This is a genomic window from Paenibacillus sp. Y951 (assembly GCF_056786395.1).
In genome coordinates, this window is record NZ_JBXCIY010000004.1 from 78,372 (window position 1) to 94,286 (window position 15,915).

Annotated in this window: 13 protein-coding genes; 7 read left to right on the plus strand and 6 right to left on the minus strand. The window is 40.1% G+C overall.

Going from position 1 to position 15,915, the window contains the following annotated elements:
- Window positions 1–90: 90 nt before the first annotated feature.
- The 3 genes from AC1TPB_RS07150 to AC1TPB_RS07160 form a co-directional block, all read right to left on the minus strand.
- Window positions 91–1,020, minus strand: coding sequence for a CPBP family intramembrane glutamic endopeptidase (locus tag AC1TPB_RS07150; RefSeq protein ID WP_482075853.1), 930 nt, complete (start codon window positions 1,018–1,020; stop codon window positions 91–93).
- A 96-nt stretch (window positions 1,021–1,116) separates the two neighbouring features.
- Complete coding sequence (locus AC1TPB_RS07155; RefSeq protein WP_482075854.1) at window positions 1,117–1,761, minus strand: response regulator transcription factor; 645 nt, start codon at window positions 1,759–1,761, stop codon at window positions 1,117–1,119.
- The gene (locus AC1TPB_RS07160) at window positions 1,748–2,902 is read right to left on the minus strand and encodes a sensor histidine kinase (RefSeq protein WP_482075855.1); all 1,155 of its coding nucleotides are present in this window, start codon (window positions 2,900–2,902) and stop codon (window positions 1,748–1,750) included. The genes AC1TPB_RS07155 and AC1TPB_RS07160 overlap by 14 nt, the downstream gene beginning before the upstream one ends.
- 570 nt (window positions 2,903–3,472) lie before the next feature.
- Between AC1TPB_RS07160 and AC1TPB_RS07165 the strand changes: the two genes are divergently transcribed.
- From AC1TPB_RS07165 to AC1TPB_RS07175, 3 genes are all read left to right on the plus strand, one after another.
- Window positions 3,473–4,831, plus strand: a complete 1,359-nt coding sequence (locus tag AC1TPB_RS07165) for an SLC45 family MFS transporter (RefSeq protein WP_482075856.1) — start codon at window positions 3,473–3,475, stop codon at window positions 4,829–4,831.
- Window positions 4,832–5,054: 223 nt separating this feature from the next.
- Window positions 5,055–6,047, plus strand: coding sequence for a LacI family DNA-binding transcriptional regulator (locus AC1TPB_RS07170; protein WP_482075857.1), 993 nt, complete (start codon window positions 5,055–5,057; stop codon window positions 6,045–6,047).
- 141 nt (window positions 6,048–6,188) lie between these two features.
- Entirely contained in the window at window positions 6,189–7,853 is a 1,665-nt protein-coding gene (locus AC1TPB_RS07175) for a glycoside hydrolase family 13 protein (protein ID WP_482075858.1), read from the plus strand.
- Between the two features lie 123 nt (window positions 7,854–7,976).
- Here AC1TPB_RS07175 and AC1TPB_RS07180 read toward each other — a convergent pair whose 3' ends face one another.
- Window positions 7,977–8,720 carry a glycoside hydrolase family 16 protein gene (locus AC1TPB_RS07180; protein WP_482075859.1) on the minus strand — a complete coding sequence of 248 codons (744 nt, stop codon included), beginning with the start codon at window positions 8,718–8,720 and terminating at the stop codon, window positions 7,977–7,979.
- Window positions 8,721–8,895: 175 nt separating this feature from the next.
- Here AC1TPB_RS07180 and AC1TPB_RS07185 point away from each other — a divergent pair, with 175 nt between their 5' ends.
- The 3 genes from AC1TPB_RS07185 (at window position 8,896) to AC1TPB_RS07195 (ending at window position 11,330) form a co-directional block, all read left to right on the plus strand.
- The gene (locus AC1TPB_RS07185; protein ID WP_482075860.1) at window positions 8,896–9,366 is read left to right on the plus strand and encodes a sigma factor; all 471 of its coding nucleotides are present in this window, start codon (window positions 8,896–8,898) and stop codon (window positions 9,364–9,366) included.
- The gene (locus AC1TPB_RS07190; protein ID WP_482075861.1) at window positions 9,344–9,865 is read left to right on the plus strand and encodes a hypothetical protein; all 522 of its coding nucleotides are present in this window, start codon (window positions 9,344–9,346) and stop codon (window positions 9,863–9,865) included. The genes AC1TPB_RS07185 and AC1TPB_RS07190 overlap by 23 nt, the downstream gene beginning before the upstream one ends.
- A 532-nt stretch (window positions 9,866–10,397) precedes the next feature.
- Window positions 10,398–11,330 carry a DMT family transporter gene (locus AC1TPB_RS07195; RefSeq protein ID WP_482075862.1) on the plus strand — a complete coding sequence of 311 codons (933 nt, stop codon included), beginning with the start codon at window positions 10,398–10,400 and terminating at the stop codon, window positions 11,328–11,330.
- A 202-nt stretch (window positions 11,331–11,532) separates the two neighbouring features.
- Here AC1TPB_RS07195 and nspC read toward each other — a convergent pair whose 3' ends face one another.
- Entirely contained in the window at window positions 11,533–12,660 is a 1,128-nt protein-coding gene (gene nspC, locus AC1TPB_RS07200) for a carboxynorspermidine decarboxylase (RefSeq protein WP_482075863.1), read from the minus strand.
- Between the two features lies 1 nt (window position 12,661).
- On the minus strand, window positions 12,662–13,900 hold the full coding sequence (locus tag AC1TPB_RS07205; protein ID WP_482063895.1) for a saccharopine dehydrogenase family protein: 1,239 nt from the start codon (window positions 13,898–13,900) through the stop codon (window positions 12,662–12,664).
- Window positions 13,901–14,653: 753 nt separating this feature from the next.
- Here AC1TPB_RS07205 and AC1TPB_RS07210 point away from each other — a divergent pair.
- Entirely contained in the window at window positions 14,654–15,838 is a 1,185-nt protein-coding gene (locus AC1TPB_RS07210) for a serine hydrolase domain-containing protein (protein ID WP_482075864.1), read from the plus strand.
- Window positions 15,839–15,915: the final 77 nt, after the last annotated feature.

Consider the following 15,915-nt stretch of genomic DNA (forward strand, 5'->3'; position numbering starts at 1 on the left):
GGAAGTTTTCAATTTAAAGTTAAACCTGATCGGACAAAAGTAAAGCTTTTGTCCGATCAGGTTTTCGTTTTAAATCAGCAGACTGGATCATCAGGCATCACGATGATGCCGATTCCGTGCAGCGCCAATCAGCATGGGAATGGCAATCAGAAGGCTGATCATGACCGGAACAATTGAGCCCTCGAGTCCAAAATCCCCACCTGTGAGAAATGCAGTACCGTTCACTTTCACAGTAAACAGACCTGCTATAGAGTGACCAGAAATAGGAATGCCAAGTAAACCCTCAAGTGTATTCCAGGAAAAATGCAGCCCCATGGCAAACCACAGGTTCCGTCGCCACAAGAATGCAGCTCCGAGCAGAACCCCTGCTTCTAAGGTGATAGCGAATGCACTCCATAGCGTTGCCCCTGGATTGCCAAGATGGGCAACTCCAAAGAATAGTGAGGTCACAGCGAGTGCAATCCAGCTGCCCCCCAATTTCTGAATGGCTTGAAACATAAGCCCGCGAAAGATAAGTTCTTCAATAATAGCTGCACTTAAAGCTGCTGTAATAGAAGTGATTAGAACAGAACCCGTATTCGCAGCACCCGCCCATTGAAAGGAATAACCTCCAGCAGCAACAATAATAAAAGTGGACACCGTGATAAAGATTGCTCCGGTTAGTAATCCCATGCCAGCTTCAATTCCTGCACGTTTTCTTGATATCTCAGGAATTGACCGACGGGCCATGTATTTCATTGTTAGCCTATAGACGATGATGGCCACAACCCCAGCCGTTAGCGTCAAAAGAAGGGAGGCAACTCCCCCTGCTTGTTCTGCTAATGGCCGGAATAATGCATCCACGAGAATAATGCCGATAGATCCCACAATCATCCAGATGATTGGAAAGCGCCAAAATCGATTCCATGTACTTAATTTCCCACCAATTTGCTCTTTCTCTTTATGTGCTGACATTTTCTTCATATCTTGCTTCAGCTCCTCTATTGCTTGATAGTCATGAGTATAAGCTGAAAAAGTCATAAAGAGAAAGTGCACTTTAGTCATTATTTGATCATATGAACATGCCCAAATAAGCTGGCATCTATAATAGCTACCAGCTTATTGGGTATCGGCTTCTTAGTGATCCATGAATCCCGAATCTCGTGCTTTACGGGCAGCCTCTCGCCTTCCCCTCACATTAAGCTTCGAATAAATCGTTGAGATGTAATTTTTAACCGTCCCTTCGCTAAGAAACAGCGCCTCAGCTATGTCTTGATTGCGCAGGCCAGAAGCCAGCTTATGCAGCACTTCAACTTCACGAGCGCTCAGCCCGTATTCATTACTTTTCGTGGCGGAAGTATTGTTCATACTTTTGATCATTTTACTTGCCATCTCCTGCGTGATTAAAGTCCCTCCCGCATGAACCACCCTTATGCCTGCAGCCAGTTCCCTGGGATGAATGGCTTTGAGCAGATAACCTTCTGCTCCATGGCTTAACGCCGCCAACACATATTCTACTTCCCGATAGGAGGTGAGTATGATAACTTTGATTATAGGCATCCGTTCTTTAATCAGGGCCGTTGCTGCAACGCCATCCATGACTGGCATATTGATATCCATGAGCACAATATCCGGCTGAAACTGCTCACAGCCTTTGATTGCTTCTTCCCCATTCTTGGCTAACCCGACGATATCTAAATCCTCTTCCATGGACAGTACAATATGCAGACTCTCCAGAATTAATTCCTGATCATCGGCAAGCAGCACTTTAATTTTCGCCATGAAGCATCGCTCCTTTCAGCGGAATTTCACATCTGACTTCGGTAATCGCTACAGTTCCCACTTTAGATGACACAAACAGGCTGCCTCCCAGCCGCTCAACCCGATGTTTCATAGAGGTTAAGCCGAAGCCATATTCCAGCTTGTCAATCGGCTTTCCATTATTTTGAATGGATAATTGCAGAATGGACTTGGAAAATCGAAGCTCCAGATGCAGTTGAGACGCTTTTCCATGTTTTAGTGCGTTCGTAAAAGACTCCTGGATGACTCGAATAATCGCTTGTCGCACTTCAAAACGCATCGGCTGCTCTGTTCCTAGCAGACTCATAGTCAGGACTGTTCCAGTGTGCTCCCGGAAACTGACCACAAGCGCCTCAACCTGTCGTATTAAAGTCGACTCCTCTTCTTCTCCCATCTCGTGTACAATATTTCTCATTTCGTCCAGATTCTGCTCAGCCAATGCTCTTAAACGAATTAACCTGTCTTTGACCTCGGTAGGCTTGTGATCCATAAGGGCAATGGAAGCATCAAGGCTCATAATGAGTGAGATAAAGGAGTGACCCAGTGTATCATGAAGCTCCTTGGACATGCGGTTGCGCTCTTCAATCAAAGTCATCTTCTCAATCTCAGCGGCGTAGTGGGTTAACAGTTTATTTTGCTGTTCCACTTCGGCTACCAGCTCATTTTTCTGAGAATACGCATTGGCTACGAAGCTTGCCCAAATGCCGATGAAGCAGAATAAAAGATTGTCTGTTCCGATACTAAGGGTTTGTTCCCAAGGTAATTTTAGATAAGACTGAAAGATAAAAGGAATTAAAGTAACTGTGGGAATGATCCAGAGCGTCTGCTTAGTCAATAAGTACCCCATTATAAGACTCGGCAACAAGTAGTCTGCTTTTGAAGTCAGATCCGGGTGGAAGACAGAATTCACATAATAAGAACCGCCCAACAATAGCTCCAGTATGCAAAACCAGACTTTGTTCACCCGCCGCCCAGGAAACCAAAATATCATAGGGACGATAAGCGCTGCCATCAGCCAGATTACGTTTAATAATGTATGATTTGACAGCTCGCTTTCTGTAAAAAACCGAGACGACAGCAAAATATAATGGTAAAAACGAAGAGCAAATATGCCCCAATCCATGAAAGATAATATTTTTTTTATATCGTCATCCCACTTTTCTAGTAAAATAAACCAGTATCAATGAACCCAGTGTATCATTATAGCTTTCTTTCAACAATTGTACTTCTGCTTATAAGCATTTATTTTTTTTGCAGCCTTTCCCATACCTGATTGGTTGCTTCGGTGGAGGGCATTTAATGGGGGACCCTTCGATTTCGCTCTATAAATGTTACGATGAACCATATCACAAATAAATGAGGTTTTTGTTTATCCTTAAATAACCGAATTGAAACGCACATATTTCCAATTTTATAACAAAATTAAGTTGTTTTATGGAAAGTGTTGTTTAGAGTGAAAAAAGGTATTATAATAACTTGTGGTTTAAAACAAGTTAATTAACTATTATAGATACTTGTAAGTGTAGTTGTTATTAAGTTAGAGTAATGTGGAATGGTATTTTGTATATTTTTTTGACTAAATTGAAATCGATTTCAATTTAGTCAAAAAATGTTTTCCATGAATTTAACAATCCACTATAGATCCTAGTAAATAACAACACAGAGAACCAAATAAATATAAGTGGAGGATGTAATGATAGCTGAACAGTCTGAAAAAATGAGTGGTGTAAGTACAATAAGACAACTACCTAAACTTCCAATTAGTATGATTTGGATGATAAGTTTTGGTTTCTTGGGTGTACAAATGGCGTTTGCTTTACAAAGTTCAAATATGGGGCGTATCTTTCAAACGATTGGTGCAGATCCTCACTCATTAGGGTTTTTCTTTATATTACCTCCGCTTGCGGGGCTAATTGTTCAACCTATAGTAGGTTACTTATCGGATAGAACTTGGTTTCCCAGATTAGGAAGACGTATTCCTTATTTAATTGTCGGTGCTATAGTCGCCGTCATTGTTATGTGTCTACTACCCAATTCAGGTAGTTTTGGATTTACATCAGTAGTAGCATTGACTTTTGCAGCCGTTACTATTTTATTCATGGACGTTGCTTCAAACGTAGCTATGCAGCCATTTAAAATGATGGTTGGTGATATGGTCAATGAAGAACAAAAGGGTTTTGCCTATTCCATTCAAAGTTTTCTTTCAAATAGTGGTGCTGTACTAGCTAGTATTTTTCCGTTTGTTCTTACGATTCTAGGTGTCTCCAACACAGCGCCTGAGGGAGTTGTACCACAATCAGTAGTCATTTCCTTCTATGTAGGTGCAGTTATACTAATCATTTGTAGCTTATTTACTGTATTAAAAGTTAAGGAGTATACACCTGCTGAATATGCCGCATATCACGGAATAGAACATAAGACGAAAAAAGAAAAAGTAAGTATGATTGCGTTACTTCGTAAAGCTCCAAAAATATTCTGGACGATTTCTTTAGTTCAACTATTTTGTTGGATGGGTTTTCAGTATTTATGGACGTACGGTACAGGAGCAATTGCAGACAATGTTTGGAATACAACTGACGCATCTAGTGCAGCCTACCAAACAGCAGGTAACTGGTTTGGTATTCTTTCTGCAGTACAAGCCATTGCCGCAGTAATTTGGTCACTTGTACTGTCACGTATTTCTAATGATCATCGCAAAATTTGGTATGCATTAAGTTTATTAATTGGTTCAATTGGATTTGGTACTATATTCTTTATCGAAAATCAAAATGCATTAATTGTTTCATTCTTTTGCATTGGTATTGCATGGGCAGGTATGATGATGTTCCCATTCACAATGTTAACCAATGCTTTGTCAGGTGAAAATATGGGCACATATTTAGGTCTATTTAACAGTAGTATTTGTATCCCTCAAATTATTGCTTCTTGTCTTAGTTTTGCGTTGTTCCCATTATTGGGTGCTTCAATGCCAGCTATGCTTTTAGTTTCAGGTGTTTTACTTGTATTGGGAGCGATATCTGTTGTGACTGTTAAGGAAACTTATTTAAGTTAGGTAGTGTTATTTATAACACTATGGTGGGTCGTACTATAAGGAAGCACATCACTTGGATTTTTAGAAGCGTCAATGAGCAATTCAATGTCTTTGACGCTTCTTTTTATCTTTGTAGACTTAGGCTATAGATTTGTTGTCTCTTCAGGAATATAATTGGGTAATTAAATGAATCCCGATTTCATTTCTATGAAATGACCAAATAGTTTAGTACGGAGTGAAATATATGCCTAATATTAACGATGTTGTCCGCCTTTCAGGAGTTTCAAAGTCAACGGTGTCTAGGGTAATCAATAACTACCCGCATATTGCATCAGATAAAAGAGAACGTGTTTTAAAGGTTATGAAGGAAATAGGATATATACCGAACGTAGCAGCTCAAAGATTAAGAGGGTTAAATGGTACTATAATTGGCGTAATTGTCCCTAGAATAGTTAATCCGTTTTTCTCACACCTAGTGGAAGCGATTGAAAAAGAAGGCTATATAAGAGGATATCAGACGATTATTTTTCAAAGTCATGAAGATAGTGAGCGTGAAATAAATTTTCTTAACTTAATGAAACATAAACAAGTTGATGGCGTCATTATGACGGCATATGAAAATGATTGGAATATAATCAATAACTATTTGAAATATGGTCCGATTGTCATGTGTAACGAGTATTTATCTGAACCGGTCGTACCAATGGTAAGAGTGGATCAATTTATGGCTTCATACGAAGGTGTAAAACATTTAGTTAGCCAAGGACATCGAAAAATTGCTTATTGCACAGGTGGCTTATTTAGTCAGTCAGGAAAAGATAAAGACAGAAATCAAGGATACCAGAAAGTATTAACAGAAGCTGGAATCGAAATCAATCCGAATTGGATTTTTATAAAGAGACATACTGTAGAAGATGGTCGAAAAGTATTGCATCAAATTTATGATATGCAGGATAGGCCGACAGCTATTTTCACAGGAAGCGATGAAGTTGCCGCAGGTATAATTATGGAAGCTAGAAATCAGGGGATACGTATACCAGAGGAACTTGCAATCATTGGATTCGACGATCAACCTTTAGCACAAATGCTATCACCAGAACTGACTACGATTAAACAGCCTGTCAGTGAAATGGGCTATACTGCAATGGATTTAATTATTAAGCGGTTGGAAGGTAAAGATGTTGAAAATAAAATGTACACATTACCTTTTCAATTAGTGGCCAGAAAAACAACATAAATGTATAAAGGTGAAATATCCTCTATCTATAATCAATATTTTTCGAATCAAATTGAAATCGTTCCCAATAATTAAAGACATTCAGTAGTAATCAATAGAGTATTTTTTATAATTAGGAAATGTGAAAGTGAGGAAATAAGTATGAAACAAACATGGTGGAAAGAAGCTGTAGCTTATCAAATTTATCCACGTAGCTTCGTTGACACGAACGGTGATGGTATTGGTGACTTACAAGGTATAATAACAAAGCTTGATTATCTAAAGGATCTAGGAATTGATGTCATTTGGATTTGTCCAATGTATAAATCTCCAAATGATGATAATGGCTATGATATTTCTGATTATAAAGATATCATGGCTGATTTCGGTACAATGGCTGATTTCGATGAATTATTAGAACAAGTACATGCTCGTGGTATGAAGTTGATTTTGGACCTTGTTATTAACCACACATCCGATGAACACCCTTGGTTTATTGAATCGAGAAAAAGTAAAGATGATCCATACCGTGACTATTATATTTGGAGAGATGGTAAAGACGGTAAGGAACCGAACAACTGGGAAAGTATTTTCCACGGTTCAGCATGGAAATATGATGAGTTAACCGATCAGTATTTCATGCATATCTTCTCATCTAAACAACCTGACCTTAACTGGGAAAATCCAGTAGTACGAAAAGAACTAATCGATACTGTAAACTGGTGGTTAGATAAAGGTGTAGATGGATACCGTGTAGATGCGATTTCACATATTAAAAAAGCGCCTGGTTTCCCTGATTTACCGAATCCAGATGGCTTAGACTATGTATCTTCATTCCCGTATCATCTAAATCAACCAGGCATTCAAACTTTCTTAGAAGAACTTCACCGTGAGACCTTTGCAAAGTATGATATTATGACTGTTGGTGAAGCTAACGGTGTAACAATCAACGAAGCAGATGACTGGGTTGGCGAGAAAAACGGTAAGTTTAATATGATTTTCCAGTTTGAAGCGAATGGACTTTGGGGTCAAGAAACTGAAGGTAAATTAGATTTATTGGCACTGAAAAACGTATATACGCGCTGGCAAAATGCCTTAGAAGGTACAGGTTGGAATGCGTTATTCCTTGAAAATCATGATTTACCACGTTCTGTATCTGTATGGGGCGATGATAAAAATTATTGGTTAGAATCATCTAAAGCACTGGCTACATTATTCTTCTTTATGCAAGGAACTCCGTTTATTTACCAAGGTCAAGAAATTGGTATGACGAATACGAAATTTGACTCTATCGATGATTACAACGATGTATCTGCAAAAAATGCTTACCGTATCGGAATTGCCGCTGGTAAAACGCATGAAGAAATTATGGCACCGATTTGGATCAATGGACGAGACAACTCTCGTACACCGATGCAATGGACGGCTGGAGAAGGTGCTGGCTTTACAACAGGTACACCTTGGTTGAAGCTAAATCCAAACTATAAAACAATTAATGTTGCTGCAGCGGAACAAGATAAAAATTCTATCTTAAGTTATTACAAGAAGATGATCAAGTTGCGTAAAGCTGATAAGCTATTAGTATACGGTAAATACGACCTAATCCTGCCTGACAATGAGCAAGTTTATGCGTATACGCGTGAATGGAATGGCGAAAAAGCAGTTGTTATTGTTAATATGTTCAGTAAAGAAGTACAGATTTCATTACCTGAGCAGTTAAACAACTACAATTTTGAGTTAGTATTAAGTAATATCAATACATCGGATTCATATGAACAAAGTATGACGCTTGCACCGTATGAAGCACGTATTTATCGTTCGAAATAATGAAGACATCAAAAAGAAGTTTAAGTTAGTGAGTAAAAAATCCCCAGTAAGATAGACACTTTACAATGGTCATCTTATTGGGGATTTTTTGTCTTTCTCCCTTAACTACAGCACCATCCCCACCTACTGATACAACCAAATCCCCGAAACCGTCATAATCCCCGGCAACGCAGCTTCATCTACCGACACATTGTCATACCAGCCGCCTACGGCAAGGTTGAGCACTAGATAGAAGGACTCGTCAAAGGGCATAATGTCCGGCTGCTGGTGACGCTCGGCGTAGCAATGTCCATCTACTAGCCAGCGGATCGAGTTAGCATCCCATTCTAGCGCATAATCATGAAACTCATTAATCGTACTATTTTTAAGCTTATAGGAGAACTCATCAGTTACTTTATGGTCCCAATCTTTCCCGTAGTGTAGCGTACCTGATACTTGCTTAGGTAGGCGACCTTTTGCTTCCATAATATCGATCTCGCCCGATGCGGGCCAAGGTCCATAAACTTCTTGCTGTGGAAGCAACCAGATCGCAGGCCATAACCCCTGTCCTACAGGTAACTTTGCGCGTACAATTAGCTTGCCGTAGCAATAAGAAAGATGGTTTTTAGTGTCCAAACGAGCGGATGTATAGGCAAAGTTACGGCCGTCTACTTCGATTGATTCGCGGTGCGCACATAGGTTTAAGCCAAATTCATTGATATACAGGTTGTTAGAATTCCCCGTGTAAAACTGCTGTTCACCATTACCCCAACCTGGGCATACGACATTACCATTACTATCAAGTAAGTCATTGCCTAGGCGTATGTTCCATGCACTTAGATCGGTTTTATCATCTGTAAAATCCTGCTGCCATATAAGCTTATTCATCTCTTATACACTCCTTTCATCTATCCATAGCATACTTAAATTTAGTGTATGGTCAATCGAATCTAAAAAATTGGGATAGGGTCAATTAAACTGTACCCTACAGGGTAGACTTTTTTCAAAGTGTCTACTCTATAGGGTACAGTTTATATGTAACATCTAATTGGAGGCCGGTCCTATGAAGAAAATCGATTATAGTCTTTGGCTTATCCGGATGAGCCAAGGCGATGAGGAAGCCTTTCGGACGGTATATGAAGTGACGCGGGATCATGCCTACGGGCTGATTTATTATCTCTCTCCGAGCAAGGAGGATGTTGGAAACATCATGAGTGAAGTTTACATCGAGTTGTTGAGTAGCGCGGAAAATTACCGACCAGAGCAATCTTTTGTATCATGGTTTAATGGGCTAATCGTAAGGCAAGTGCGGAATTGGAAAAGAAAAAGCTGGAGGTACTATCGGATCCTAGAGAAGGTGAAAATGTTGGTAGATGTGTCATTTGATCGTAAGGCAGAATCGCGATTGTCTGCGATAGGTGACCAAATGGAGCTTCTGCCCATCTTGAAAACACTACCATATAAAGCTAAAGAGGTTATTGTTCTTCGATGCACAGCAGTGGAAAGCAGTATTGGAGGAAAAAGAAGTTACTGAATCGGTTCCAGAATCATTGCTTGCAGGAGCTTACGAATTTGAGGCAGGGGCGATAAATAGCCCGTTTTATTCTACGATGGGATTGGACGCAATGGATTTAATAGATGAAATGAAAGCTGAGAAAAAGAACATAGACGAGGATAAGCCATTGTGGCGATTAACGGACATTACCACCTTTCCAGGGCAATCTGTCTACACTTCTGTTTATCGCGATACGAATGGAGAAGCACTCTACTTTACTTGGCAAGTCTTTAATGATTCATTCATGAAGGTCGAATCACTTACTTCACCCTCCACTGAATACGTGGAGTTTGATTTAGATGATAAGAAGATTCACTATGTGAAGAACAATGAATCGTTATTCGGCGATAGTACTGTACTTCAAAGCATGATGTGGATTGAAGAAAAGGAAAATGGAACTATTGTTTACAGTATAGAATCTGATTCTGTAAATATGACGAAGGAAAAATTAATTGAAGCTGTAAAGGGCTTGCGTTAAATTTAGTATACTAAAAAAGTGCCTCTTGAGAGAATAACCTTCTTCAAGGGGCACTTTCTTTTGCTGCTTTTCTTTTGATCGCCATCTGACGTTCATGTCGCTGTTATTTCTCCGTTTTTTGCATTCCAATAAGTCATTATCATAAACATTGCCTGAACATGCTTTAGGTCTTACATCGATAGGGGCTGAACACGCAAGATATTCGGCCGATTATATATGGCAGTGGTTGGAAGGTCCTTGTGCATAACGGTGGTGATGTGATACGATATCCTGATCACGGCGAGCATAAAGAATGCCTTCTTCGCGATATGTGTATCGGTATGATGAAATACCGCAGAGCGGTTGTGCCTTTTGCCGGGGGTACAAGCACCCTAGTAAAATGTTCGCAGAAATATGTCCGTATGTTCCAGCGACGATCGATCCCCTGAATGTAACAGGGGATCGGTCTTTTATCTTTTTTAGAAGCATTTTGAAAAATGCTAATTATAAGTAACCATGAAGACGATTAAAAATTATCGAGGTGTCAGTTGGAATGAATTCAGAGAAATTTTTCAAGCATCCTTTGGGCGTTATGTTCGCTGCAACATTAGCGTCATTACTGTGGGGGAGTGCTTTTCCGTTTATTAAGCTTAGTTATGGCGAACTGGAAATTGGCAATGAGGATTGGCCTGAGCAGCTTTTGTTTGCAGGCTATCGCTTCGTCCTTGCCGCGCTGCTCATCCTTTTGTTCATGAAATTAATCCGCAGAAAAGCTGGGTATCAGCGAGGGACAATACTCAAGGTCAGCAAAATCGGACTTTTCCAAACCTTTCTTCAGTATGCCCTCTTTTATTACGGCTTGAGTATGATCACAGGAATCCAAGGTTCGATTATCGCGGGGACGACCTCATTTTTCCAAATATTGATTGCCCATTTTATGTATAGGAATGATCGTTTTAATTTGAGGAAAGTCATTGGTATTGCACTAGGTTTCGGGGGAATCGTCTTGGCCAATATGACGAAAGGTGAGATGTCCTTTCATATGGGCGTTGGGGAAATCTGCTTGCTGCTAGGCTTGTTTTTCGGTGCGTTTGGTAATGTTCTTTCCAAAAATGAAGCGACAGAGCTGGATGTCCTGTACATGACGGGTTGGCAGATGTTACTTGGCGGAAGCGCATTGTTAGCTGTCGGCGCGTTTTTTGTAGGGCCTTTTCCGTTTGCTTTCACTTGGAATACGCTACTAATGCTGTTCTATTTAGCGTTTCTGTCTGCCACAGGCTTTGTGCTTTGGAATAATATTATGAAATACAATAAGGTCGGGAGCGTCTCGATGTATTTGTTCTTGACGCCTGTGTTCGGTGTGGTGTTGTCAGCGTTGATGCTAGATGAGGTTGTGCATCTAATGGTGCTTGCGGGGCTAGGTTTGGTTGCTTCGGGCATTGTCATCGTTAATCGGCAGAAACAGGATGCGATAGATCCTTCCTAACTTCCATCAATGCAATTACGAGGCGACAAATAGTTCTCTCGAAAAATCCGCACTATAGATGATATGGTGAAGCGTATCAGTGTAAATTATCGAGGAAATAAGGGTATTCTTTACAATAAGAATGGCAAGTTGGGAATTAGGAACGCTAGTCAAAAAAGCCTTAACCCTTCTAATAAAGTAGGGTTAAGGCTTTCGTTATTCATTAAGCTAGTCGCATCTTAAAATCTTCATAGCCGAACTCGCGAACGACACGGCAATTGCCGTCTTGCTCCTGCACTGCGATGGCAGGCAGTGGCATACCGTTAAAGGTATTAGTTTTGACCATGGAGTAGATCGCCATATCCCCAAATACCAACCGGTCGCCGTTCTTTAAGGGCTGATCGAAGGAGTAGTCTCCGATTACATCACCCGTAAGACAGGTCGGACCGCCAAGTCGATAGGTGTAAGGCTTCTCGCCAGCTTCGCCAGAACCGAAAAGCGGCGGACGATAAGGCATTTCCAGAACATCTGGCATATGACATGTCGCCGATGTGTCCACGATAGCAATTTCGATACCGTTCTTATTCATATCCAGTACGGAAGTGACTAGATAGCCCGCATTGAGCGCAATGGCTTCTCCAGGTTCAAGGTAGACTTCTAAGCCGTATTTATTCTGCATACGCCCAATACAAGCTTCAAGTCTTGGGATATCATAGTCTTCTCTAGTGATATGGTGACCGCCACCGAAGTTGATCCATTCCATTTGAGACAACCAAGGTCCGAACTTGTCTTCGACTGCATCAAGTGTAGTCTCCAAGTCGTCCGAGTTCTGTTGACAAAGGGTATGGAAGTGCAGTCCCGAAACGCCTTCAAGTAGATCCGGACGGAAATCCTCTAGCTTCACACCAAATCTTGAACCTGTCGCACAAGGATCATAGATTTCATGTCCCTCTTGTGTTGAGCATTCTGGATTGATGCGAACTCCTATTTTTCTACCAGCAGCAAGAGCTTTTGCTTTATACTTTTCCAGCTGAGAGAAGGAATTAAAGATTATATGATCACAAATAGCAATGATTTCTTCGATTTCATCTTCACGATAGGCAGGAGCAAAGACGTGATTTTCTTTGCCCATTTCCTCGTGACCTAGCCGCGCTTCGTATAAACCACTCGCAGTCGTGCCGCTTAAATATTTTCCAATGAGTGGATACATAGCAGTCATGGAAAAAGCTTTTTGCGCCAGCAAGATCTTGGCTCCCGTACGCTGCATAACGCCGCTTAGAATATTAAGATTTTTTTCGATGAGTGCTTCATCGACTACAAAACAGGGTGTAGGTAATTCTTCAAACCTCATGTTAGCGAACCAACTCCGGCTTTTTAGCTTCCTCCGGCAATGCGTCAACAAGCACCGGATTAAAATCTTCTACCCATGGAAGTCCCCATTTGTTTAGCTCTTCCATGAATGGATCTGGATCGAACTCTTCAATATTGAATACGCCCGGTTTATTCCATTTACCAGTCATGACCATTGCCGCACCGATCATTGCAGGAACACCAGTTGTATAAGAGACAGCTTGGGAGCCAACTTCTTTATAGCACTCTTGGTGATCGCAAATATTGTATACATAGTAAGTTTTGTCTTGACCGTCTTTTTTACCTTTGAAGATACAGCCGATGTTCGTCTTGCCCACCGTACGAGGTCCAAGTGAAGCCGGGTCTGGTAGTACAGCCTTCAAAAATTGAAGCGGAATGATTTTTTTTCCTTCGTATTCGATCGGTTCGATAGAAGTCATTCCTACGTTCTCAAGAGCTTTTAAGTGCATAAGATAGCTCGGTCCGAAAGTCATGAAGAAACGGATACGTTTCAGTCCAGGCATGTTCTGTGCAAGAGATTCAAGCTCTTCATGATACAGTAAATACATGTCTTTTTGACCGACTTCAGCGAAGTTATATTCACGCTTAATTTCCATCGGTTTCGTCTCGATCCATTCTCCGTTTTCCCAGTAGCGTCCATTAGCGGATACTTCACGAATGTTAATTTCCGGGTTGAAGTTAGTTGCGAACGGATAGCCGTGATCGCCGCCGTTGCAATCCAAAATGTCGATATATTCGATTTCATCAAAATAGTGTTTCAGTGCATAAGCAGAGAATACGCCAGTTACGCCTGGATCGAATCCGCTACCCAAAAGAGCTGTAATTCCAGCTTTTTCAAAGCGCTCACGGTAATCCCATTGCCATTTATATTCAAATTTCGCCGTATCTTCTGGCTCATAGTTTGCCGTATCCATATAGTTCGTTTTAGTTGCTAGGCAAGCATCCATAATCGTCAAATCTTGGTAAGGTAGAGCTAGGTTCATGACGATATCCGGTTTGACTTCATTAATTAGAGCGATTAGCTCATCTACATTGTCTGCATCAACTTGTGCAGTCGTAATTTTAACTTTGCCACCGTCCAATTTTGCTTTCAGATCATCGCATTTTGATTTCGTGCGACTCGCGATACAGATTTCTTCAAAAACCTCACTGTTTTGAACACATTTGTGAATTGCTACTGATGCTACGCCACCGGCGCCAATGACTAGTGCTTTTCCCATTTTTCGATCTCCTATCCCAAGTGAATTTTTATAAATGTAAAAACGGCAACAAAAAAAGCAAGCGAAACACGCACGATGCGCACCACACTTGCTCTGATATATATAAATAATAAGATAGTCCCATTAAATATGACTGGACAAACTTCTTGCGTGCTCGTCAGTCATCAAACGTATAGTTTCATGGAAAGGTTCTTAATATTCAAATATATCATGTTAGGATCAGAGTCTATATAGCAAATAATTACTTTTACCACTCTTATTGACCGTTTCACAAGTTATGTGCATATGCACTGGTTGTAAAGTAACCAACTTATAAAATTTGAGCTTTTAACTCAATCAATAAGGCAACTAAAGTTGCCAATCGGCATTTGACCGGGCTGTCCGTATGGCCATAACTTCTTGTTAGAAGTGGTCAAAGGTTATCTGCTTGGAAAGATCCTACATGCTTTGAATATTAGCTTTCCAAAATTTTATTCTTTTTCATAATAGCAGGATAGGGATGAGCAAGCAAGAGATTTTTTTTGAAGAATGTAATTAATTTAGAAACGTTGAAAATACAATGGGATAAGGAACTATGCCCTGACCTTTACTATTCTGCTTATTCTGCCTATTATTTATACTCACTTGCCTATTGTTAGACATCTAGAAAGTCGTCTTAACCTTGAATTTTGACCGTTTAGCTTAAAAGCGTATCTTAATCTACACTCACCGCTTAGATTAATGTATGAGTACATGAAGCGAAAGGTGGGCCATATGAAGAAGATAACATTGAGAGTAATCGTTTGTGTGATTATTGTAGTTGGCATTGGATGGGGTATATTAGCGATTATGAATAGACCGATATCGGAAGAGGCGGTTATTGAAAAAATCGAAAAACATTTAACCAAAATAGTAGAGAACAACGATTCGCTATCTAGCGTATTATTAACCATTCAATCCAATCAAACAGACTACTTTGAACAATTTGCAGTTGGTACGCAAAATCAATTGTCAGATCAACCTGTTCAATTTGATAGTCAATATCATTCAGCCAGCATAGGTAAAACGATGTGTGCTGCTATCTATGGTATGTTAGTTGACGAAGGGAAAATCAGCTATGACGATAAAATCAGTTCTTGGCTAGGTGATGACATCCTAAAGGGATTATTTGTAATAGACGGAATAGATTATAAAGACCAGGTAACGCTACAACAATTACTGAGTCATACATCGGGAGTTGGTGATTATTTCGAAGGTCCAGTAACAAGCGGAAAACCACTATTAGAAATGATTTCGACTAATCCGGATCTTTCATTTACTCCAGAAGAGTTGATTGCATTTACTAGAGAAAACCAAGATTCTGTAGGACTTCCGGGTCAACAATTTTATTATACGGATACGGGATATATTTTGCTTGGACTTATGCTGGAAGCTATCGAGAAAGAGGCGTATTCTAACATTTTAGAAGAAAGAATATTTGAACCCTTGGCCATGAATGATAGTTATTTAATGTTTTATAACGATGAACCGGCTGATATTGTTGGGATTTATATCGATGGCATTGACTATAGCGGTAGAAACGCGTTATCGATTGATTGGGCAGGCGGCGGAGTTGTTACGACTATGGATGATCTGTTAACGTTCATGAGGGCTCTAGAAAATGGCGCTTTACTGTCTGCTGAAGTGTATAGTCAGATGACTAACTTTAGTCAACGCTATGAGAAAGGTATTTACTACGGCATGGGCATGATGTATTTTGATTTTAGTGAGTTGTCATTTCTGCTTAGCTCAATGAGTGATGTTTATGGTGCTGTCGGAGCTACAGGAACTTATGCATTATATGATAAAGAGGAAGATACCTTTTTTATTGCAAATTTTGGATCGACTGATTATGCGGAAAAAGGTATAGAAGAATTAGTTAAAATAAGAATGATTTATGATAGGATGATAGTAAAGTAAACATTCTATAAGTTGTAAATAGGAGACACATGATGGTTCAATTATTGTGTTCAAATAAAGTGTATGAAAAAATGAAA

Excerpts from the sequence above, each read along its gene's own strand:
- AC1TPB_RS07185 (WP_482075860.1), top strand. The coding sequence starts at position 8,896 with ATGAAGAAAATCGATTATAGTCTTTGGCTTATCCGGATGAGCCAAGGC.
- AC1TPB_RS07165 (WP_482075856.1), top strand. The coding sequence starts at position 3,473 with ATGATAGCTGAACAGTCTGAAAAAATGAGTGGTGTAAGTACAATAAGA.
- AC1TPB_RS07170 (WP_482075857.1), top strand. The coding sequence starts at position 5,055 with ATGCCTAATATTAACGATGTTGTCCGCCTTTCAGGAGTTTCAAAGTCA.
- AC1TPB_RS07180 (WP_482075859.1), bottom strand. The coding sequence starts at position 8,720 with ATGAATAAGCTTATATGGCAGCAGGATTTTACAGATGATAAAACCGAT.
- AC1TPB_RS07175 (WP_482075858.1), top strand. The coding sequence starts at position 6,189 with ATGAAACAAACATGGTGGAAAGAAGCTGTAGCTTATCAAATTTATCCA.
- AC1TPB_RS07160 (WP_482075855.1), bottom strand. The coding sequence starts at position 2,902 with ATGGATTGGGGCATATTTGCTCTTCGTTTTTACCATTATATTTTGCTG.
- nspC (WP_482075863.1), bottom strand. The coding sequence starts at position 12,660 with ATGAGGTTTGAAGAATTACCTACACCCTGTTTTGTAGTCGATGAAGCA.
- AC1TPB_RS07205 (WP_482063895.1), bottom strand. The coding sequence starts at position 13,900 with ATGGGAAAAGCACTAGTCATTGGCGCCGGTGGCGTAGCATCAGTAGCA.
- AC1TPB_RS07195 (WP_482075862.1), top strand. The coding sequence starts at position 10,398 with ATGAATTCAGAGAAATTTTTCAAGCATCCTTTGGGCGTTATGTTCGCT.
- AC1TPB_RS07155 (WP_482075854.1), bottom strand. The coding sequence starts at position 1,761 with ATGGCGAAAATTAAAGTGCTGCTTGCCGATGATCAGGAATTAATTCTG.
- AC1TPB_RS07150 (WP_482075853.1), bottom strand. The coding sequence starts at position 1,020 with ATGACTTTTTCAGCTTATACTCATGACTATCAAGCAATAGAGGAGCTG.
- AC1TPB_RS07210 (WP_482075864.1), top strand. The coding sequence starts at position 14,654 with ATGAAGAAGATAACATTGAGAGTAATCGTTTGTGTGATTATTGTAGTT.